Source organism: Bifidobacterium vespertilionis (assembly GCF_008698145.1).
GTDB lineage: Bacteria > Actinomycetota > Actinomycetes > Actinomycetales > Bifidobacteriaceae > Bifidobacterium > Bifidobacterium vespertilionis.
The window spans coordinates 71,571-90,508 of the sequence record NZ_RZNZ01000010.1 but is presented as its reverse complement, the minus strand read 5'-3'; the positions used below and the strand labels follow the sequence as shown (position 1 = coordinate 90,508).

The window sequence follows — 18,938 nt, the reverse complement described above, 5'->3', positions numbered from 1 at the left end:
AATCGAGCAACAGGAGACAACCACATGACATTCACCTACACCACGCACAACACCATCGTGTTCGGGGAAGGCGCGGAGGACCATCTCGCGGACTTCCTGCGCCAATACCACGCCACCAGCGTACTGCTCGTCTCGAGCGGTGACTACGTGGAGCGGCTTGGCATCCTCCAGCGCGTGCGCGACGCGGTGGCCGAGGTGGGCGGCGCGCTCGCGGAGAACCGCGACGTGGTGCCCAACCCGCGCGTCGACCTGATACGCTCGCTCATCGATCTGGCGAGGGAACGGCGGGTGGATCTGGTGCTTGCCGCGGGCGGTGCCAGCTCGTACGACACGGCCAAATCGGTGGCGGCCGGCGTGCCGTATGACGGCGACGTGTGGGACTTGTTCACAGGCAAGGCGCGCCCCGGGGACGTGCTGCCCATCGGCGTGATCGCCACTCTGCCCGGCAGCGGCTCCGAGGTGTCCGATTGCGCGGTCGTCCAGCAGGGCAGCGACAAGCGCTTCCTCGAGGACCGCAGGATCATCCCGAACTTCTCTCTCGTGGACCCCCGCAACTCCGCAACCGTCCCGTACCACTACCAGGCGGCAGCCATCGCCGACCTCGCCACGGCGTTCACGGAGCCGTACTTCAGCGACGACATCGCCATCCACTCCGTCGACTACTTCCTCGAGGGCGGGCTGCGGGCGCTGCTCGACGCCGGGCGGCGGTGGATCGCCGATCCCTCGGACGTCGACGTGCGGCGGGAGCTGCATTGGATCTCGAGCACCGGCTTTAACGACTTCTACTTCTCGTTTGGGCGCACGGTGGATTGGACCACGCACCGGATCGAGCACGAGCTGGGCGGCGAGTTTGACGTGATCCACGGCGAAGGCATCGCCGTGCTTATGCCGTCGATCATCCGCTATGTGGCGGAACGCAAGCCGGCCCGCTACTCCCGTCTGGCCGAGCGCGTGTTCGGGCACGATCCCGCGCTCGGTGAACGCGCTCTGGCGCTGCTGCTCGCCGACGACTTCGAGCGGTTCTTCTCCGATCTTGGACTTGCCGTGCATCTGGGCGATCTGGGGATAGGCGAAGACGGCTTCCCGCGCATCGCCGACGCTGTCACTGGCAACGGAACCGGCACGGTGGGCAACTACTCGCCGCTGACGCGCGACGATGTGATCGCCGTGCTCGAGCTGGCGAAATGACCGGCCCGCGACCGTTCCGCATCGCAGCGCGCGTGGCGGGTCTGCCTGCCAACTGCTTCGCAGCCACCGACGCCAAGGTCGCAAAGGCACGTGGCGGGGGCGTCGACGTCATAGACCTGAGCAAGGCGAACCCGGACGGACGTGCCCCGGCATTCGTGGCGCGTCAGGGCGCTGCCGCCATGCTGCGCGACAGCAACTTCCCCTACGGGCCGTTCGATGGCAAGGCCCGTTTCCTTGAGGCGGCGGCTGGATGGTACGCCCGCGAGCACGGCGTCGCGCTCGACCCGTCCAGCCAGGTGACGGCAGTGGAGGGCGCGTCCGTGGGCCTCGCCGCGGTGACGCAGTCCCTGCTCGATCCGGGCGACGCGCTGACCGTCGTGGAACCGTACTATCCGCCCTACCTCGCGCTCGCCGCCGCGGCCGGAGCCCGATTCCGCACGATCCGGGCCACGGCTGGGAACGGCTATTTGCCGGATCTCGGAGCCGTCGACCCGTCCGTGTGGGACGACACCGCGCTGCTGCTGCTCAACTTCCCGGCCAATCCCACCGGCGCGATGGCAGACAGGGCGTTCTTCGGGGATGTCCTGGCCCTGTCGCGCGCCCATGGCTTCGCCGTGATCAACGATTTCGCCTACGCGGGCATCGGATACCGGGAGCGGCCCGCGAGTCTGCTGTCCGCGGCACAGACGGGCGACCTTGCGGCCGAGATCTGCTCCATGTCGAAGATGTACACCATGGCGGGCTGGCGCGCGGGTTTCATCGCCGGTGACGCGCGGCTCATCGGCGCGTTCCGCAGGTACCACCACCAGCTGTGCTCCAGCGTGGCCGCGCCGGTGCAGGACGCCGCCGCGGCGGCGCTTGACAGCGACCAAAGCACCGTGCGCGATCTGGCAGCCCGGTACGCCTCAAGGCACCGTCTGGTGGCCGAGGGGCTGCGTGAATCGGGCATCGATGTGTTCGACTCGTCTGGCGCGCTGTACGCGTGGGCGCGTGTGCCAGACGACTGCACCTCGCAGGGGTTTGCCGATCTGCTGCTTGAGCGCGCCCATGTGGCCGTGCTGCCCGGCACCTGCTTCGGGGAGGGCGGCGAAGGTTACGTGCGCATCAGCCTGCTCATGCCAGAGGAACGGCTGCGCGAGGCCGTCTCCCGCATCGCCGAAACGGCTATAGCCTGCGGTTATGCGGGATGATAAACAACGTAGAATACGAGTTTGCGCCGCGCCGTGGCGCGCTGCGGGTACCCGTGCTTTAATGAGATCACCATCCGGATGGAGGAAGAAGGGGCCTCCTTCCGGCAATGCGATCGCTCCGTCGAAACGGTCAGGGATGGGCCCGAGACGGAACGAATACACCGATGTCCGCACCTCTTCGCGGACTCTCATCCACACCGAACCGGACCACGGCGGCGTCCCATCGTCCGCTCGCGGTTCCGGTCATCGGAACGCTACATACACATTCACCGGTCAACGGGCCGAACCACATCCAGCGGCCCATTGACCCCGCCGAAAGGAATCCGCTATGGCACACCCGTCCGTCATCGACCATTTCGTCGACAAGGAGACGCTGCTCGACGACAGCGCACGCCGCAACCCCAACATCAACGAATCGCGCCTGCGCCTGCTGCACAAGGCGATCACTGTCACCGACCCCGGACGCATCCTGTCTATCGGCCTCGGCTCCGGCATCTCCGAGGAGGCGCTGCGCGACCGGTACGGCATCACCATCGCCAAGGGCGTGGAGCCGTCCGCCGGGTTCGCCGAACTCGCCCGGCAGCGCGGATTCGACGTGGTCACCGCGGGCGCGCAGGAGATCGACTATGAACCCGACTCCTACGACACGATCGTCTACAACGGCTCCAGCTTCGGGTTCCTGCCCGACGACGAGCTCGAGGACACCTGGAGGCGCAACTTCGAAGCGCTGAGCGATCACGGCAAGCTCGTGTTCACCGACGTGCCCAAGGAGAGCGCGCTCGGCGCCGTCCTCTTCCTGACCCAGAAGTACCCCGAAATCAAGGACGAGGACTTCCAGGACATCCTTTCCGGCAGCGTCTTCCACCACGCCGACCGCAACCAGTACAAGCCGTACTGGCACCTGACGTCATGGTACGTGGACCTGCTCGGGCGCATTGGCTTCAGGGACTTCCACTACTTCCAGACCGTGCTCGCGAATCCGCCGTACCAGGAGGATGATGCGGTGGATCCGATCAGTGGCTACACCAAGGGCAACTACATCGCGGTCGTCGCTGTGAAGTGACCGAGTGACAAGCGAAACCAAGGAGGAAACCATGACACGACTGCTGACCAGCGAATCCGTCACCGAAGGCCACCCGGACAAGGTATGCGACATCATCTCCGACTCCATTCTCGACGCCTATCTTACGGTGAGCCCGTTGTCCGCCGTGGCCGCGGAGACCACCGCCAAGGACGGTCTTGTGGTGGTGGAGGGCGAGGTGTCCGCACCCACGGTGCTCGACCATGTGGAGATCGCGCGCCAAGCGCTGCGCGACATCGGATACACCGATGCGGACAGCGGCATTTCCCCGGACGGCGCCGGCATCATCAACAACATCCGCCCCCGAGACTTCGATGGGAACGTTGGCAATTATGACCGTCTCGTCGGCAAGAGCGGCGACGAGCTGCTCGACGTGCCTGCGCAGGACCAGGGCATCGTGGTCGGCTACGCGGTCGACGACAACCCTTCGCTGCTGCCGCTGCCCATCTACATCGCCAGCCGCATCGCCGAACGCCTCGCCCAAGTGCGCAAGGACGGCACGCTGCCGCTGCTGCGCCCGGACGGCAAGGTGATCGTCTCGATCGAATACGACGACGATCTGCACCCGGTGGCGTTCCGCAACGTCTCCCTGTCCACGCAGCATTCGCCCGATTTCGTCCTGGACGACGTGCGGTCCGCGGTCCGTGAGCAGGTCATCGACCCGGTGCTCGCCCGGATTGACGTGCCGCTGGCCGCCAACGCGATCGTCAAGGTCAACAACGGTCCGTTCATCAATGGCGGGCCTAAGGCCGACAGCGGTCTGACCGGCCGGAAGATCATCGTCGACACCTACGGAGGTCTCGCAGCCCACGGTGGCGGTGCGTTCTCCGGCAAGGACCCCAGCAAGGTCGATCGCTCCGCCGCATACGCAGCGCGTTGGGTGGCCAAGAACATCGTCGCGGCCGGCCTCGCCTACCGGGCCCAGGTGACGATCGGCTACTTCGTGGCCGAGTCTGATCCCATCTCCATCGACGTGGAGACCTACGGCACCGAGACCGTGGACCGCGCGCGCATCGTGGATGCCGTGAAGCGCGTGTTCGACCTGCGTCCGTTCGCCATCATCCGCGAGCTCGATTTGCAGCGTCCCATCTACCGGCCGACCGCCGCCTACGGCCACTTCGGCCGCACTGAGCCGGACTTCACCTGGGAGCGCACCGACCGGGTCGACGCGCTCAAGGCTGCGATCTGACAGCGAACACACCATCCAATCAGGCCATTAGACAGTAGAGAAGGGAAGCAACATGGCCAAAGCATCATCCAAGAAATCCATTACCGGTCGTCTCATCGCCATTGGCGTGGTTGTGGCCGCGGTCGTCGCGGGCGCCATCGGCGTGTCCGTCGCGAATGCGGTACGGGCCGGCGGCCAGACGCCCACGATCGTCAAGGTGGCGACCGACTCCGATTCGTACGACGACATCTGGGACGCGGTGAATCAGACCCTCGCCGCCGAGAACGCCAACATCGAGGTTCAGCTCGTCAAGATGGACGGCAGCCAGATCAATGGTGCGACCGTTAAGAAGGAGGTTGATCTCAACGCCTTCCAGCACCGCGCCTACCTTGATGACCAGATCAAGGAGAGCGGCTACAAGCTGCAGGTCTTCGCCAACACGCTCATCCAGCCGCTCAACGTGTACTCGGACAAGATCAAGAGCCTTGATGACCTCAAGGACGGCGATACGATCGCCGTGCCGAACAATCCCACCAATCTGGGACGCGCCCTGAAGGTACTAGAGGCAGGCGGTGTCCTGAAGACCAATCCGGACAAGGGCTACCTGCCCACCGTCGCGGACATCACCGAGAACCCCAAGAACATCCAGATCAAGGAGGTCGCCTCCACCCAGATCCCCAAGCTGCTGCCTGACGTGACCGCCGGCATCATCAACGCGAACACCGCCGTGGACGCCGGGCTCAACCCGAGGGACGACTCGATCTTCTCGGTGCCCGTCAACCCGAACGACATCTACAACAAGCCGTGGATCAACCTCATCGCCGGGCGCACCGGCGAGCAGGGCAACCCGGTCTACCGCAAAATCGTCGAGGCATACGGCTCCGAGGCGGTCAAGAAGGTCATCGACGAGAAGCACACCGCCGATTCCATCTACACCTACGAGAACCTGCTCGACAAGCCCGAAGCCTAGCAGCCGTACCAGTCGGCTGGCACTCGGGTCCGCTAACCTATTTCCTTTTCCTTTTCCTCTCCTTGTTGGAGGCCCTGGCCGTGCATCTTCCCGGCCGGGGCCTCCAACGTTGTACAGCTCCCTTCCGCATGTGCCGGCCGGCCGGTATGGTCGTGTGCATGAACTCGGGGGAGAGTCCCCGATCGCATGGAAAGGAACGCATCATGGCCGATGTCACGACCGCACAGACCGAGTGGTTGGATTGGCGCCGCCGGCGTGAGGAGAGCCTGCGCGCGCCCTACGGATGGCTGTCGCAGACCGGACTGTACTGGCTCCAGGCGCTCGGCGGGTTCAGGGCCGTTGTGCCCGGCATCGCCGGCGAATGGGCGCTGCGCGACGGGAAGGTCGTCCTCACCCCGCAGCCCGGAGCCGACGACGGCCCGGCCACCGTGCTGGTGGGCGCGGACGGCGGGCGCACGTCGGTCACCGGGCCCGTCCACGTGCCCAGCGACGCCGAGGCGGACGGCGCATACGTCGAATCGGGCGGAATCCGCGCGGCCGTGATCGAGCGATCCGGCCAGTTCGGCATCCGCGTGCGCGACCCCGAGTCCGAGTTCCGCCGCGACTTCGCCGGCATCCCCGCCTACCCCTTCGACCCCGCGTGGCGCATCGAGGGCGTGTTCGAGCCGTACGGCGAGGCCCGGGACACCGTGGTGTCCACGCGCGTGGACGGGCTGACCAGCACGCTCGAGGCCGTCGGCACGGTGAGCTTCGAGGCCGGGGGCGAGCCGCAGCGCCTGGTCGCGTTCGACGGGGGTGGAGAGGGCAATGGCCGCGGGCTGTTCATCATCTTCCGCGATCCGACCAACGGGGAGGCCACCTACGGCAGCGGGCGGTTCCTAGCCGCCACCGTCCCGGCGGGCGAAACCCGAGTGCTGCTGGACTTCAACCGGGCGTTCAACCCGCCGTGCGCGTTCTCGCCGTACTGCACGTGCCCGCTGGCCCCGGCCGGCAACCGGGTGAGCGTGCCCGTCACCGCCGGCGAACGACACTGAACCTGTTAAGGGCCGCAAGCCAAGCGCAAAAACCCGCTTGAGGGCCTGTCTGCCGGTAGTATGGAGGCAGGCCCGGCGACGGTCGACGGGTGGAAGGGATATGCCATGATCAGTTTCAGCAATGCGACATTCTCCAAGATGGACGGCGTCGACCCCGGGAGCGCGACGACGATGCTGGACGGCCTGCTGCTGCAGGGCGAGTCGGTCCGCTATGCGTTCAAGGGATCCCCTGGCTGGGTGGTGTTCACGGACCGTCGTCTGGTGACCGTGACCGTGAAGGGCCTGACCGGCAAGAGGCGGGATCACACGTTCCTGCCGTATTCGTGCGTCCGGGCGTATGGCATCGAGACGGGCGGGAGCTTCGATGTGGACGCCACGCTGGATTTGTGGTTCGGCGGTTTGGGACACATTGACGGCCAGACCGGCGTCATCAGCGGCCCGTGCGCTGTCAGCCTCAAGTTCGTGCCGGGCATCGATGTGCGCGAGATTGGGGCGTTCATCGCCGGCAAGATCATGTAGCAGCCGGCGCACCGTATGGTTCCAACGCTTCCAGCGCTCTGCGTGCGACACGCCACGCAGGGCGCTCCGCGCGCCGATTTGCCCAAAATCATTAACGTGGTTAATATATGAATTAAGTTCAGATTCAACGATGAGCGGACCACGGAGGGGCATGATGGAAACCACGGCAAGCGTTCATACGACTACGGTCGCATCGCTTTCCGAGGCGAACCGTTCGAACATCCTCCAATACCTGTACCATCACGGCATCAGCTCGCGTGCGCAGATCGCCAAGGCCCTCGGCCTGACGCCCGCAGCGATCACCAAGATCACCGCGCGCCTCATCGAGGCCGGCGCGCTCGAGGAGACCGGGGATATCGAGGGACGCAAGAACCGCCGATCCATCGGTCTGTCCCTCGACGCGACCCGCTTCCATGTGGTCGGCGTCAAATTCGCGCGCTCGTTGGTGCAGATCGGCGTGTTCGACCTCGCCGGCGCGCTGCTGGGGCTTGACAATCTGCCGCCGGTCACGGACGGCACCATCGGCGAGACCATCCGGGACATCCATCGCCGTGTGAACCTTCTGTTGGACCGTGATCCCAGGATCGTGGCGATCGGCATGGCCGTGCCCGGCCCGTACCTGCGCGAAGTGGGGCGCATCGCCGTGGTGTCCGGCATGCAGGGGTGGCGCAAGGTCAACTTCATCACCGAGTTCACACACGCCTTCCGCGTGCCGGTGTTCGTGGAGCACGACGCCCGCGCCGGCGCGTTGGCGCATTACCTGTTCGATCGCGAATCAGGCGGCGATCTGGCCTACTATCTGGTGGGCGAGGGCGTGGGCCTGGGCGTGATCGACCATGGCCGTCTGTTCAACGGAGCCATCGGCGCGGCCACGGAGATCGGCCACGTCAGCATCGATGTGGACGGCCGGCTCTGCGACTGCGGCAACCGCGGCTGCCTTGAGCGCTACTGCTCCACGCCGGCGATCCACGCCATGCTGGTGGAGGACGGGCAGGTTGTGCCCGATGCGGCGGCCATGAGCCACACCCAAGCCTGCCGCGCCCTGTTCGCCAAGGCGCACGACGGCGACGAGCGCGCGCTGGCGATGGTCCGATCCGTCGGCCGGTATGTGGGCTATGGATGCGTGACGATCATGAATGCCTTCAACCCTCGACGCGTGGTGATCGGCGACATCGTGGCCGAGGCCGGCGAGCCGATGCTCAGGGAGGTCCGGCGCACGGTGGCCGATCGCGCGATCCCCGAGCTGGTCGATTCGACCGAAATCCTCCTGTCCGGGCTGGATGCGGATGCGGCCGTGGCCGGTGCCGCCGCCGTGGCCGTCACCCAGTTCCTCGAACGTCCGTCCCTGTTCTTCGATGTTTCCGGAGCGTCCTGATCCGGCCATCCCGGTCAATCATCCTGATTCGAGACCGCAGCCGATAAACCCAACGAGTTTTCCCCAACGATAACCAACCAACCCCCATTGAAAGGATATTGATTATGTCGAAGCCTGTTGTTCTGTCTCTTGGCGAGTTGTTGTGGGACATGCTGCCCTCGGGCAAGCGCGCGGGCGGCGCGCCGGTCAACTTCGCGTACCACGCCATGATGAACGGCGCGGAGGGCTGGTCCATCAGCGCGGTGGGCGAGGACGAGCTGGGCGACGAGCTCGTGGTCGAGGCCCAGAAGGCCGGGATCCACACCATCATCCAGCGCAACGCGTGGCCCACCTCGACGGTCGAGGTCGCGTTGAAGAACGGCATCCCCGAGTACACGATCGTCAAGGGCGTGGCGTGGGACCACCTGCTTTTGACGCGCGAGCTGATCGACGTGACCGCGCAGGCCGACGCGGTGTGCTTCGGCACCCTGGCCCTGAGGAGCCCGGAGACGCACGACACGATCGTCGAGCTGCTCAAGCGCACGAAGCCGGGCGCGATGCGCTTCTTCGACATCAACCTTAGGGGGGACCACTACTCCAGGGAGCTGATCGAGGAGCTGCTGGGGTATGCGACGGTGTTCAAGATCAACGACGCGGAGCTGCTGCTGCTGCGCGACATGTTCGGCATCCGGGGCACGAGCGATGACGACGCGTGCCGCTGGTTCATGTCGCAGTACGGGTTGGATTACGTGATCCTGACGGGCGGGTCGACGTTCTCGACGGTCATCGCGCGCGGCGGGGAGTCGTCGACGCTGGCGACGCCGCATGTTGAGGTGGTGGACACGGTGGGCGCGGGCGATTCGTTCTCGGGCACGTTCACGGCCCGGACCCTGTTGGGCGATTCGCTGGCGGAGGCGCATCGGGCGGCGGTGAACACGGCGGCGTACGTGTGCACGCGGAACGGCGCGTGGCCGGAGTACCCCGAGCACATGCCCGACTACCTCGCCCAGGCCGAGTAAGGCCAGGGCCTCTCTGCTGTCATCCTGAGCGGAGCGGGAGCCCTCCCCTGTCATCCTGAGCGGAGCGCGAAGCGCGGAGTCGAAGGATCCTTAACCTTACGCACCCAGTCACGGATCCTTCGACTCCGCTACGCTCCGCTCAGGATGACGGCGGGGCCACGCCTCTCACTTAGGCCACCCCGCTTCACGGCTCAGTGCTCAGGATGACAGCGGGTGCCCCTGCCGGTGTCCGGCTGGTTGCAATGGAATCGAAGGGCGCGATTCTGCGTGGACATGGATTGCCCGGGGGTTCTCTGATGCCCGTGGCGCGCGGGCCTGAAGGCGCTTCGGACGCATTCCGGATGCTAACAACGTAGTATCCTGCGTTTCGCAGGCGTCAACTACGTCTCGTGATGCTTCGCCGGCCAAACTACATCGGGTAATTCCGATTTGTGCATGCGTTTTTCCGGTTCCCCCGGATAGCATCCGCGGAAAACCGGCGGAATGGCGGCATGTCTATATGCCCCACCCGGGAAAATCGACCGCACAAATCGGAATTACATGCTGGCCGGCCGCCGTTCGGCCCGGTCATATGCCTCTCGGACGCGTAGAACATTGGAAAGCAACGTTGCTGTTCCGTTGTCTCGGTTGTTTCGGTTACCGCGAGTATCTCCGCCGCGTCGGCAGCATGCGGATCCGGCCCCTCGTGGTTTGTCCCCGTGGCTTGTGTTGCGCGCAACACGCGATAGTATGCGCGATATATCGTGTTATGATGATTCTGGAACGCAGGAAGCGTGCACAATGGGTGCGCGATGCGAAAAGGAGCCATCATGAGTGAGACGTTCGGCGACCGCAGTTGGACCATCCGTCCCGGCGAGAGCAAGGTCATCGAGCTGGACGATGTGGCCCGGCTCAAGGTCGATCTGGTGCGCGGCCGCGTGGATGTGGTAGGTTCGGATGATCCGGTCACGCGCGTGGAGGTGTCCAACGTGCAGGGGCTCGACGTGCGGGTGAGCCTGAATGAGGACGGCCGCCTGAAAATCGACCATCCGGACGCCAATAAGACCATCAATGTGCACGGGATGCGCGACGGACTGGGCCTGCTGCGCGGGATGTTCGGCAAGTCGGACCGCGATGCGCTGTGCAGCGCGGACGTGAGCATCGTGGTCCCGCGCGAGGTCAAGGCCAAGATCAACATGGTCCGCGGCGACACGCTGGTCAGCGGTCTGACCGCCGGGGCCAAGCTGGACACCGTCTCTGGCACGGTGCTGTCCGATTCGCTGGTGGGCGAGCTCAAGCTGGACACCGTCTCCGGCCGTGTGGAGGCCCGCAATCACCGTGGGGCCATCGATGTCGATTCGGTCAACGGCGAGGTGGTGCTCAGCGGCGAATACAGCAAGGTCGATCTGAATTCCGTGAGTGGCGCCACGTATCTGGACGCGTTCGGCGCGCCGTCGAAGCTTGCTCTCAACGTGGTGAGCGGCAATGCGATCGTGCGCGTGGACGCGGATGCGCACACCGTCTACAAGGCGGATGCGATGTTCGGCTCGGTGAGTGTGGACGGCCACAAGTTCAAGGTGCCGAAGTCCGGATTCAAGTACGAGGACGGCCCGGAGGACGGTCCTTGCGTGGACATCCGGTTCAACGCGGTGTCCGGAAGTCTCAAGGTGGTCCATCGCGCGGCGGATGATGAGGCCCCGGTCGCCGCTGACGATCCCGCCGACGTCGGCGATCCGGCGGACACCGATCCGGTCGTCGCCGATCCGGCCGAAACCGCCAATCTCGCCGAAGCCGCCGAAGGGCGGTGAACCATGGCGTCCAATGCGGTGTTCGGCCATGGCCAGATGCGCCTCTATCTGCTCACGTTGCTTGCGGAGGGTCCCAAGCATGGCTACGAGCTCATGCAGTCGATCGAACGGCGGTTCAACGGCGCGTACGTGCCCAGCGCCGGTACGATCTACCCCCGTCTGGCCAAGCTGACCGAAGAGGGACTGATCACCAAATCGGAGGCGGGCCGCAAGACCATCTACGCGATCACCGATGCCGGCTTGGCCGAGCTTGAGTCGCGCCGGGACGAGGCCGATCGGCTTGAGGCGGAGATTGACATGTCCGCGCGGGCGCTGGCCGATGGTCTGCGCTCCCGGATGCATTCGTCGATGGGATCGCTCAAGGATGATCTCAATGCGGCGATCGGCCGGCCCATGGACCGCGGCTCGGTGCGGCTGCGTCCGGTCTCGCCGAACAAGCCGGCGTCGCAATCCGCCCAGCCGGTTCAGCCGGTTCAGCCGGTTCAAACCACCCGGCCCGCTCGCTTCTCGAGCGCTCCGGTGCCGGCCCCTGCGGAGACCGACGAACTGCGCAGGGCGGAACGGCTGGTCTACGAATTCGGACTGGATGTACGCGATGTGCTGCGATCGGCCGATGCCGCCGGTCTGCTGGACGATGCCGCCGTGCGACGTGTGGCGGACGAACTGGCCCGTGCGCGCGATGCGATCCGGTCCGCGATCTAGGGGGTATGGGGGCTGGATCGCCGCCCGGCTCAGCGCTCCCGGATGTCCGCCACGGACCCGCGGTCCACAAGCGTCGGGTCCACGAAGATGTGCTTGGTGGCGGTGTCCGGCGTGGCGATGCGCTGCATGAGCGTGCGCACGCAGATCTCGCCCAGATCCTTGCTGTTCGAGCGCAGCACGGTCAGCGGCCGGGAGCTGGGCGTGGCATAGCCGTCAATCGAAATGAGCGAGACGTCGTCCGGCACGCGCTTGCCCCGGCGTTCCAGCACCTGCGCGATGGCGATGGCCAGATAGTCCGAGTGCACGAGCATGGCCGTGACGCCGGAGCCGATGATCTTGTCCACGATCCCGTCCACGCCGGAGGTGTCATACGGTTGGATGCCGTCCTCGATGAACGGGCATTCGATGCGGTCCGAGTCGTTGAGGATGTGCTTCCAGCCGTTCTCGATCACCGTTGAGGTGGGGGTGTCCGAAAACGCGGCGCCGATGCGCGTGTGGCCGTGCTGCAGGAAGTGCACGGCGGCCTTGCGCACGCCGAAGTGGTGGTTGGTGCGCACGGAGTCCACGAAGCAGGTGCCGAAGATGGGCTGGTCGCGCTCCACGACCACCACGGGCACGGGGGAGTGCTCGATCCACTCCCAGGTGAGCTCGGCGACGTCGGGGCGGCCGGAGGGGGATAGGATGATGCCGCACAGGGCCGGCTCGCCGGCGATCATGTCGAGGATCTCGGTCTCGTCGATCCTGTCGTACGAGCTTTCGCGCGAGACCACGCGGGCGCCGAGCTCAGCGGCGGTTTCGCGGATCGATTCGATCACGTTGGGCCAGAAGAAGCTCGGTTCGGGCATCATGGCGCCGATCACCGGCTGGTTGCCGCTCATGTCGTCGGACAGCGAGGGGACGGTCAGATCGCTGATGCCGTCCGGTGCGGGGATCGGGGGAATGGCGGAGGACAGACGCGGGGCGCCGCCCTTGCGCGTGGTGGTTCCGGACAGCGACATCGCGCCGCCGCGCACACGCTTGAGCAGACCGGCGTTGGCAAGGATCGTCAGATCGCGGCGCACGGTGATTTCGGTGGTGTTCAGCAGGTCGGCGAGCTCGGTGACCGTCACGACGCTCTGCCTGGTCAGCAGGCTTAGGATCATATCCTGTCGTTCGGCGGGCAGCAGATCACGCTTGCCCGTATCAACAATGCTCTCAACCATCTTCGCTTCCTTGCGTGCAGGACCAGTCATGGTCCACAACCGTTCATTTGTAATCAATTCTAGCTGATCCCATCGAGAAAATGATCATATCTGACAAAAAATGCACAATATCATAGCCTGGTCGACATGCTGGATGATCGATTCTGATCATAATCGTCCCACATGTTGGCGCGCGGTGGCGGTGCGCAGGCGGGATACGGCACCGTCCGCGCTCCGCCGGGCGGGCATGAAAAAGGCCCGATCCACGGGTCGTTCCGTGAAACGGGCCTTTCCGCTATGTGGACAGCGGATCAGATGATCATCAGGCGTTCTTGGAAGCGATGATCGGCTCGACGATCGCGCGGGCGTCCTTGCAGGCCTGAGCGACGGCGGCCCAGTCGCCAACCTTCTGGGCGGCGGACGGCACCGGGAAGGAGCCGCCGATGGCGAACACGTTCTTGAGGCCGATGTACTCGGCCGCGTTCTTCAGGCTCACGCCGCCGGTGGGCAGGAACTTCATCTCGGCGAACGGGCCGTTGAGGGCCTTGAGGGTCTTCACGCCGCCGTAGGCCTCGGCCGGGAAGAACTTCACGTAGCGCATGCCGCGCTGGTACGCCTTATCCACATCGGACGGCACGGCGGTGCCGGGCAGGATCGGGACGTTGTTCTCCAGCGCCCAGTCCACGATCTCCTCGGTGAAGGCCGGGGTGACCAGACCCTTGGCGCCGGCGTCGATGGAGGCCTTGGCCTGATCCAGCGTGTGCACGGTGCCGGCCACGAGCGTGACGCCCGGGACCTCGGCGGCGATCTTCTTCATGCCGTCGATGCAGAAGGGGGAGCGGAAGGTGACCTCGGCCACCGGCACGCCGCCCTCCTCAAGGGCGTTGGCCAGCGGGACGGCCTCCTCCAGGGAGTGCAGGGTCACCAGCGGGACGACGCCCAGCTGCTCGAGGTAGGGGAGAAGCTCTTCGCTCTTCGTAACTGCCATTTTGGATCTTCTTTCTGTTGTGTGATCTATTGGATTGGATCAACAGGTTGTGTTTTGTCCGTGGGGTTCGGTGCCGTGGGGCTTGGTGCCGTGGGCTCAGTTCGCGCGGTCGTGGGAGGCCTTGAACGCCTCGAGCTCGCTCGGCGTGGGCAGGCCCTCGTTGTCGGAGACGAACTGGGTCTGGATGGCGCCCAGCGCGCAGCCGCGCTCCATGGCCTCGGCGATCGACTTGCCCTCGAGCAGGGCGGACAGGGTGCCGGCCGCGAAGCCGTCGCCCGCGCCCACGGTGTCCACCACGGTGTCCACCACGAAGCCGGGCACGTAGACGCTTTCGGTGCCGTTGGTGGCGTAGGCGCCCTTCGGGCCGTCCTTGACCACGGCCACCTTCGCGCCGTTGTCGATGAAGGCCTTGGCGGTGTCCTCGATGGTCTCCGCGCCGAACAGTTCGCGTCCCTCGCCGATGCCGGGCAGGACCAGATCGGCCTGCGAGGCCAGTTCGCGCAGGGTGTCGCGCATCAGGTCGAGGCTCGGCCAGATGGCGGGGCGCAGGTTCGGATCGAAGGAGACGAACGCGCCGTGCGCACGGGCCTGCTTGACCAGCTCATGCGCGGCGGCCAGCGTGGTCTCGCTCAGGGGCGGCAGGATGCCGGTCAGATGCACCACGGAGATGCCGTCGAAGTCCACGGCGTCCACGTCCTCGGGACCCATGGTGGAGGCCGCGGAGCCCTTGCGCCAGTAGTAGGTCTTCGGATCGCCGTGGGAGACCTTGGACTTCATCATGAAGCCGGTGGGGCGGGTGTTGTCGATGGTGACCAGGGATGTGTCGATCGCGTTGCGCTCCATGAACGCGCGGATGCGATCGCCGAACGGATCCGGGGCGAGCTTGGTCATGTACACCGGCTTCTGGCCAAGGCGGGCCAGACCGACGCACACATTGAGCTCGGCGCCGGCCACGGACGCGTTGAATGTGTCGACGGCCCCCAGATCGCCCTCCTCCATTGCGGTGAACAGGGCCATGGCCTCGCCCACGAGCAGGACCTTGCCGGGCCGAATGCCCTCGACCGTGAAATCGGCGTTAGTCGTCATATCTGCAGAACTCCCTCGTAGCTTGGTGCTCCTATGCCATTCCCAGCCTAGCGCACGAGGGGGTCGAACGTCGCGTTGTTGCACGGAAATGCATCTGTGATGGGCGTCACAGGGCGTCGTGCCGCCGCCTTCGCATCTGCCTCGGCCCCTTCCTGTGTCTCAAGTTGCCACCGCTTCTGGAATTGGTAGCGATTCGAGACGCGGGGAACCCTGTCCGTGTCTCAAATCACCGCCAATTCCGGAATTGGTAGCGATTCGAGACGCGGGGAACCCTGTCCGTGTCTCAAATCACCGCCAATTCCGGAATTGGTAGCAACTTGAGACGCAGGGAGCCTTGTCCGTGTCTCAAGTCACCGCCATTCTCAGAAGTGGTGGCGACTTGAGACGCAGGGGGCTCCGTCTGTGTCTCAAATCGCCGCCATTTCTGGAATCGGGGGCGACTTGAGACGCAGGGGGCTCCGTCTGTGTCTCAAATCACCGCCATTCTCAGAAGTGGTAGCAACTTGAGACGCAGGGAGCCTCATCTGTGTCTCAAGTCGCCACCGATTTCGGAATTGGTGGCAATTTCAGACGCAGAGCGGGATGCAGCGGGATGCAGCGGGATGCAGCGGGATGCAGCGGGATGCAGCGGGATGCAGCGGGATGCAGCGGGATGCAGAGCCCCGCCCACCCGGCTCAAACGTCGAAAGGGGCCCCGGAGCCGAATCGCAGCTCCGAAGCCCCTAGTCAGTCAGCCAGTGGCCAGTCAGTCAGCCGATCAACCCAACCAGCCAACCAGCCAACCGCGGCTCACTTGTTGTACTTGAAGGAGTCCCACACGCCCAGCAGGTACTGGATGCCCAGAGCGCGGTCGTACAGGCCGTAGCCCGGACGCGGACGACCGGCCTCGGTGTTCTCGCTCCACAGGTGACGGCCGTGGTCCGGGCGGATGTAGCCCTGGAAGTCGGCCTCGGCGTAGGCCTTCATGATGCCCACGGTGTCCACGTCGCCCTCGGACGCGCGGTGGCCCACCTCGGAGAAGGAGCCGGCCTCGTCGAGGAACTTGATGTTGCGCACGTGAGAGAAGTGGATGCGGTCCATGAACGTCTTGACGGCGTCCACCGGGTCGTTGCCGCGGCGGGAGCTGAAGGAGCCCAGGCACAGGCACAGGCCGTTGTACGGGGACGGGTTGAGGTCGAGCACGCGCTGGATGCCCTCCTTGGAGGAGACCACGCGCGGCCAGCCGAACAGGTCGAAGGCCGGGTCGTCCGGGTGGACGGCCAGCTTGACGTCGTACTTCTCGCAGGTGGGGATCACGGCGTCAAGGAAGACCTTGTAGTTCTCGTAGTACTTCTCGTGGTCGATGCCCTTGTAGGCCTCGATGAACTCGCCGAGGTGGGCCAGACGCTCCGGCTCCCAGCCCGGCATGGTGAGGTTGCCGGCGCCGTTGAGGGTCTCGTCGATCAGGGCCTGCGGGTCGGTGAGCTCGGCCACCTTGTGGGCGTCGTAGTACAGGGCCGTGGAACCATCCGGGGACGGGTGGAACATGTCCGTGCGCAGCCAGTCGAACACCGGCATGAAGTTGTAGGTGACGACCTTGACGCCGGCCTTGCCCAGATTCTCGACGGTCTTGATGTAGTTGTCCAGCGCCTCGTCGCGGCTCATGCCCAGCATGGTCTTGCCGGTCTTGATCGACTCGTGCACGTTGACGGACTCGACCACGTCGGCGTTGAACGTCTTGGTGACGCCGCGCTTGCGATCGTCCTCGGACAGGCCGGTGATCTTCTTCATCTCGGCCTCGATCTCCTCCGGCTCCCACAGCTCGCCGGCCTGCTTGTGGTGCAGGGACCAGACGATCGTTTCGACGCCGGGGATCTGGCGGATGTCGTCCAGCGAGATGGTGTCGTTGCCCTCGCCGTACCAGCGGAATCCCATATGCATGGTGGTTGTTCTCCTTTGAAATGATTGCTATGCCGTTTTAAGTGTATCGCGCGCAGCATCCCGGGACCCTCCCGCGGGTGTGGGGAGGGTCCCGGGAATCAGGCGTGGATCAGGCGAGCGCCTTCTCCAGCACGGCGTGCACGGTGCCCGTGCCGGCCGCGAACTGCTTGAAGTAATCCAGCACCTTGGCCGCGAGCGGCGTGGTGTTGAGATCGGTGCCGAAGATCGTGGTGTCGGCGAGGATCGGCTTGATCACCTCGTCGGCCTTGGCCAGATCGCCGCCCAGGGACAGCGGGGCGAGCTTGTCCTGCAGGTCCTTCAGGCGCGGATCCGGGCTCAGGGCCACGGAATCGCCGTTGTCGTTGGTGGCAAGCCCGTTCTCGCCGAGCAGCAGGCGCAGCCAGCCGGCGATCACCAGCGGGATGGCTGTGAGCACGTTGATGTCCTTGGACGGATCCTCAACATACTTCTTGATCGTCACGCCGTAGCGCACCGGGATCTTCTGCGAGGTGTCGGTGGAGATGCGGGCCGGGGTGTCCGGGATGTTCGGGTTCGGCACGCGGACCTCGATCACCTGGCGCAGGAACTCCTTGGGGGAGAAGATCTTCGGATCGGTGACCACGGGCAGGCCCTCCACGTAGCCCAGACGCTCCACGAGCTTCTTCAGGTCCGGGTCGGCGATGGTGGCGCTCATGGACTGGTAGCCAAGCAGGACGCCGAAGGTGGCCAGCGCGGTGTGCAGCGGGTTGAGGCAGGTGGTGACCTTCATCTCGTCGGCGTCGTTCACGGTGGCGCGGTCGGCCACGTACACGCCGGCCTTCTCCAGGGCCGGGCGGCCGTTCGGGAACTTGTCCTCGATCACCAGATACCAGGTCTCCTCGGTGTTGGCGAAGGGGGCCACGTTGGTGCGCTTGGCGGTGTGGATGATCTGCGTGTCGCCGAAGCCGGCGGCCTCGAGCTGCTTGGAGACGGACTCGGCCGGGTTCGGGGTGATGCGGTCGATCATGGACAGCGGGAAGGAGACCTTGGACTCGTCGTTCAGGTAGTCCAGGAAGTCCTGGCCCACGAAGCCCTTCTCCTTCCACAGCTGTGCGAACTGGCGGATGGCGGCGCCGAAGCGGTCGCCGTTCTGGGAGAAGTTGTCCGTGGAGACCATGGCGATCGGGAAGGCGCCGGCCTTGAAGCGCTCGAGCAGCAGGGCGGTGATCGCGCCCATCGCGGAGACGGCGGAATCGGGGCCGTTCTCCACCTCGGGCTCGATCCACGGCAGCACGTCGCCGGCCGGGTCGGTCAGGGCGTAGCCCTTCTCGGTGATGGTCACGGTGGCGAACTGGAGCTCCGGGTTGCGGAAGACCCCGGCCAGTCCCTTCCAGGCGTCGTCCTCGTGGTTGCGCACGCCGTAGGCGGCGGCCACGGAGGCGATCAGGCGGTTGTCCACGGAGCCGTCGGACTTGAGCACCACCTGCAGGCAGCGATCGTCGAACGGCGTGTAGGCCTCGTCCACGATGTCCGCGTCGAAGGTCTCGGCCACGATCACGCCGGACTTGGTCTCGCCGGCCTCGATGAGGTCCTGGGCGATGGCCGCGTGCACGGCGCGGAACAGGTTGCCGGCGCCGAAGTGGACCCAGTAGGGGTGCTCGACGGTGTTGGCGCGGACGGCGGCGGGATCGAAGGCGGGCAGCTTGATGCCGGCCTTGGCCCACTCGTCTTTGGTGGCGTTCAGGTCGTCGGTGAGATGAAGAACCATGATG

16 protein-coding genes are annotated in these 18,938 nt (G+C 65.4%); 11 read left to right on the top strand and 5 right to left on the bottom strand.

Going from position 1 to position 18,938, the window contains the following annotated elements:
• Nucleotides 1-24 precede the first annotated feature (24 nt).
• The 11 genes from EMO90_RS08105 (at nucleotide 25) to EMO90_RS12455 (ending at nucleotide 12,012) form a co-directional block, all read left to right on the top strand.
• Entirely contained in the window at nucleotides 25-1,188 is a 1,164-nt protein-coding gene (locus EMO90_RS08105) for an iron-containing alcohol dehydrogenase (RefSeq protein WP_150353938.1), read from the top strand.
• Nucleotides 1,185-2,378 carry an aminotransferase class I/II-fold pyridoxal phosphate-dependent enzyme gene (locus EMO90_RS08100; protein ID WP_150353939.1) on the top strand — a complete coding sequence of 398 codons (1,194 nt, stop codon included), beginning with the start codon at nucleotides 1,185-1,187 and terminating at the stop codon, nucleotides 2,376-2,378. Before EMO90_RS08105 ends, EMO90_RS08100 begins: the two co-directional genes overlap by 4 nt.
• A gap of 328 nt (nucleotides 2,379-2,706) precedes the next feature.
• Complete coding sequence (locus tag EMO90_RS08095; RefSeq protein ID WP_150353940.1) at nucleotides 2,707-3,441, top strand: class I SAM-dependent methyltransferase; 735 nt, start codon at nucleotides 2,707-2,709, stop codon at nucleotides 3,439-3,441.
• 31 nt (nucleotides 3,442-3,472) lie between these two features.
• Nucleotides 3,473-4,648 carry a methionine adenosyltransferase gene (metK, locus tag EMO90_RS08090; RefSeq protein WP_150353941.1) on the top strand — a complete coding sequence of 392 codons (1,176 nt, stop codon included), beginning with the start codon at nucleotides 3,473-3,475 and terminating at the stop codon, nucleotides 4,646-4,648.
• A 52-nt stretch (nucleotides 4,649-4,700) separates the two neighbouring features.
• Nucleotides 4,701-5,597: a MetQ/NlpA family ABC transporter substrate-binding protein gene (locus EMO90_RS08085; protein WP_150353942.1), complete on the top strand. Its 897-nt coding sequence runs from the start codon at nucleotides 4,701-4,703 to the stop codon at nucleotides 5,595-5,597.
• Between the two features lie 203 nt (nucleotides 5,598-5,800).
• Entirely contained in the window at nucleotides 5,801-6,631 is an 831-nt protein-coding gene (locus tag EMO90_RS08080; RefSeq protein WP_150353943.1) for a DUF1684 domain-containing protein, read from the top strand.
• A 105-nt stretch (nucleotides 6,632-6,736) separates the two neighbouring features.
• The gene (locus tag EMO90_RS08075) at nucleotides 6,737-7,150 is read left to right on the top strand and encodes a PH domain-containing protein (RefSeq protein ID WP_190971992.1); all 414 of its coding nucleotides are present in this window, start codon (nucleotides 6,737-6,739) and stop codon (nucleotides 7,148-7,150) included.
• Nucleotides 7,151-7,301: 151 nt separating this feature from the next.
• The gene (locus EMO90_RS08070; RefSeq protein WP_395953087.1) at nucleotides 7,302-8,525 is read left to right on the top strand and encodes an ROK family transcriptional regulator; all 1,224 of its coding nucleotides are present in this window, start codon (nucleotides 7,302-7,304) and stop codon (nucleotides 8,523-8,525) included.
• Nucleotides 8,526-8,629: 104 nt separating this feature from the next.
• Complete coding sequence (locus tag EMO90_RS08065; protein ID WP_150353945.1) at nucleotides 8,630-9,523, top strand: carbohydrate kinase family protein; 894 nt, start codon at nucleotides 8,630-8,632, stop codon at nucleotides 9,521-9,523.
• A gap of 809 nt (nucleotides 9,524-10,332) precedes the next feature.
• Nucleotides 10,333-11,310 carry a DUF4097 family beta strand repeat-containing protein gene (locus EMO90_RS08060; protein ID WP_150353946.1) on the top strand — a complete coding sequence of 326 codons (978 nt, stop codon included), beginning with the start codon at nucleotides 10,333-10,335 and terminating at the stop codon, nucleotides 11,308-11,310.
• 3 nt (nucleotides 11,311-11,313) lie between these two features.
• On the top strand, nucleotides 11,314-12,012 hold the full coding sequence (locus EMO90_RS12455) for a PadR family transcriptional regulator (protein WP_223849737.1): 699 nt from the start codon (nucleotides 11,314-11,316) through the stop codon (nucleotides 12,010-12,012).
• Between the two features lie 29 nt (nucleotides 12,013-12,041).
• Here EMO90_RS12455 and EMO90_RS08050 read toward each other — a convergent pair whose 3' ends face one another.
• From EMO90_RS08050 to EMO90_RS08030, 5 genes are all read right to left on the bottom strand, one after another.
• A complete protein-coding gene (locus tag EMO90_RS08050; RefSeq protein WP_190971993.1) occupies nucleotides 12,042-13,214 on the bottom strand; it encodes a substrate-binding domain-containing protein in 1,173 nt (390 codons plus the stop codon).
• A gap of 301 nt (nucleotides 13,215-13,515) precedes the next feature.
• On the bottom strand, nucleotides 13,516-14,181 hold the full coding sequence (gene eda, locus EMO90_RS08045) for a bifunctional 4-hydroxy-2-oxoglutarate aldolase/2-dehydro-3-deoxy-phosphogluconate aldolase (RefSeq protein WP_150353948.1): 666 nt from the start codon (nucleotides 14,179-14,181) through the stop codon (nucleotides 13,516-13,518).
• A 96-nt stretch (nucleotides 14,182-14,277) separates the two neighbouring features.
• Entirely contained in the window at nucleotides 14,278-15,267 is a 990-nt protein-coding gene (locus tag EMO90_RS08040; protein WP_150353949.1) for a sugar kinase, read from the bottom strand.
• Between the two features lie 789 nt (nucleotides 15,268-16,056).
• Nucleotides 16,057-17,187, bottom strand: coding sequence for a mannonate dehydratase (gene uxuA, locus EMO90_RS08035; protein WP_150353950.1), 1,131 nt, complete (start codon nucleotides 17,185-17,187; stop codon nucleotides 16,057-16,059).
• 109 nt (nucleotides 17,188-17,296) lie between these two features.
• Entirely contained in the window at nucleotides 17,297-18,934 is a 1,638-nt protein-coding gene (locus tag EMO90_RS08030; RefSeq protein WP_150353951.1) for a mannitol dehydrogenase family protein, read from the bottom strand.
• Between the last annotated feature and the right edge of the window lie 4 nt (nucleotides 18,935-18,938).

Coding starts and splice junctions, on each gene's coding strand:
- EMO90_RS08105 (WP_150353938.1), top strand. CDS start 25: ATGACATTCACCTACACCACGCACAACACCATCGTGTTCGGGGAAGGC.
- EMO90_RS08100 (WP_150353939.1), top strand. CDS start 1,185: ATGACCGGCCCGCGACCGTTCCGCATCGCAGCGCGCGTGGCGGGTCTG.
- EMO90_RS08095 (WP_150353940.1), top strand. CDS start 2,707: ATGGCACACCCGTCCGTCATCGACCATTTCGTCGACAAGGAGACGCTG.
- metK (WP_150353941.1), top strand. CDS start 3,473: ATGACACGACTGCTGACCAGCGAATCCGTCACCGAAGGCCACCCGGAC.
- EMO90_RS08085 (WP_150353942.1), top strand. CDS start 4,701: ATGGCCAAAGCATCATCCAAGAAATCCATTACCGGTCGTCTCATCGCC.
- EMO90_RS08080 (WP_150353943.1), top strand. CDS start 5,801: ATGGCCGATGTCACGACCGCACAGACCGAGTGGTTGGATTGGCGCCGC.
- EMO90_RS08075 (WP_190971992.1), top strand. CDS start 6,737: ATGATCAGTTTCAGCAATGCGACATTCTCCAAGATGGACGGCGTCGAC.
- EMO90_RS08070 (WP_395953087.1), top strand. CDS start 7,302: ATGATGGAAACCACGGCAAGCGTTCATACGACTACGGTCGCATCGCTT.
- EMO90_RS08065 (WP_150353945.1), top strand. CDS start 8,630: ATGTCGAAGCCTGTTGTTCTGTCTCTTGGCGAGTTGTTGTGGGACATG.
- EMO90_RS08060 (WP_150353946.1), top strand. CDS start 10,333: ATGAGTGAGACGTTCGGCGACCGCAGTTGGACCATCCGTCCCGGCGAG.
- EMO90_RS12455 (WP_223849737.1), top strand. CDS start 11,314: ATGGCGTCCAATGCGGTGTTCGGCCATGGCCAGATGCGCCTCTATCTG.
- EMO90_RS08050 (WP_190971993.1), bottom strand. CDS start 13,214: ATGGTTGAGAGCATTGTTGATACGGGCAAGCGTGATCTGCTGCCCGCC.
- eda (WP_150353948.1), bottom strand. CDS start 14,181: ATGGCAGTTACGAAGAGCGAAGAGCTTCTCCCCTACCTCGAGCAGCTG.
- EMO90_RS08040 (WP_150353949.1), bottom strand. CDS start 15,267: ATGACGACTAACGCCGATTTCACGGTCGAGGGCATTCGGCCCGGCAAG.
- uxuA (WP_150353950.1), bottom strand. CDS start 17,187: ATGCATATGGGATTCCGCTGGTACGGCGAGGGCAACGACACCATCTCG.
- EMO90_RS08030 (WP_150353951.1), bottom strand. CDS start 18,934: ATGGTTCTTCATCTCACCGACGACCTGAACGCCACCAAAGACGAGTGG.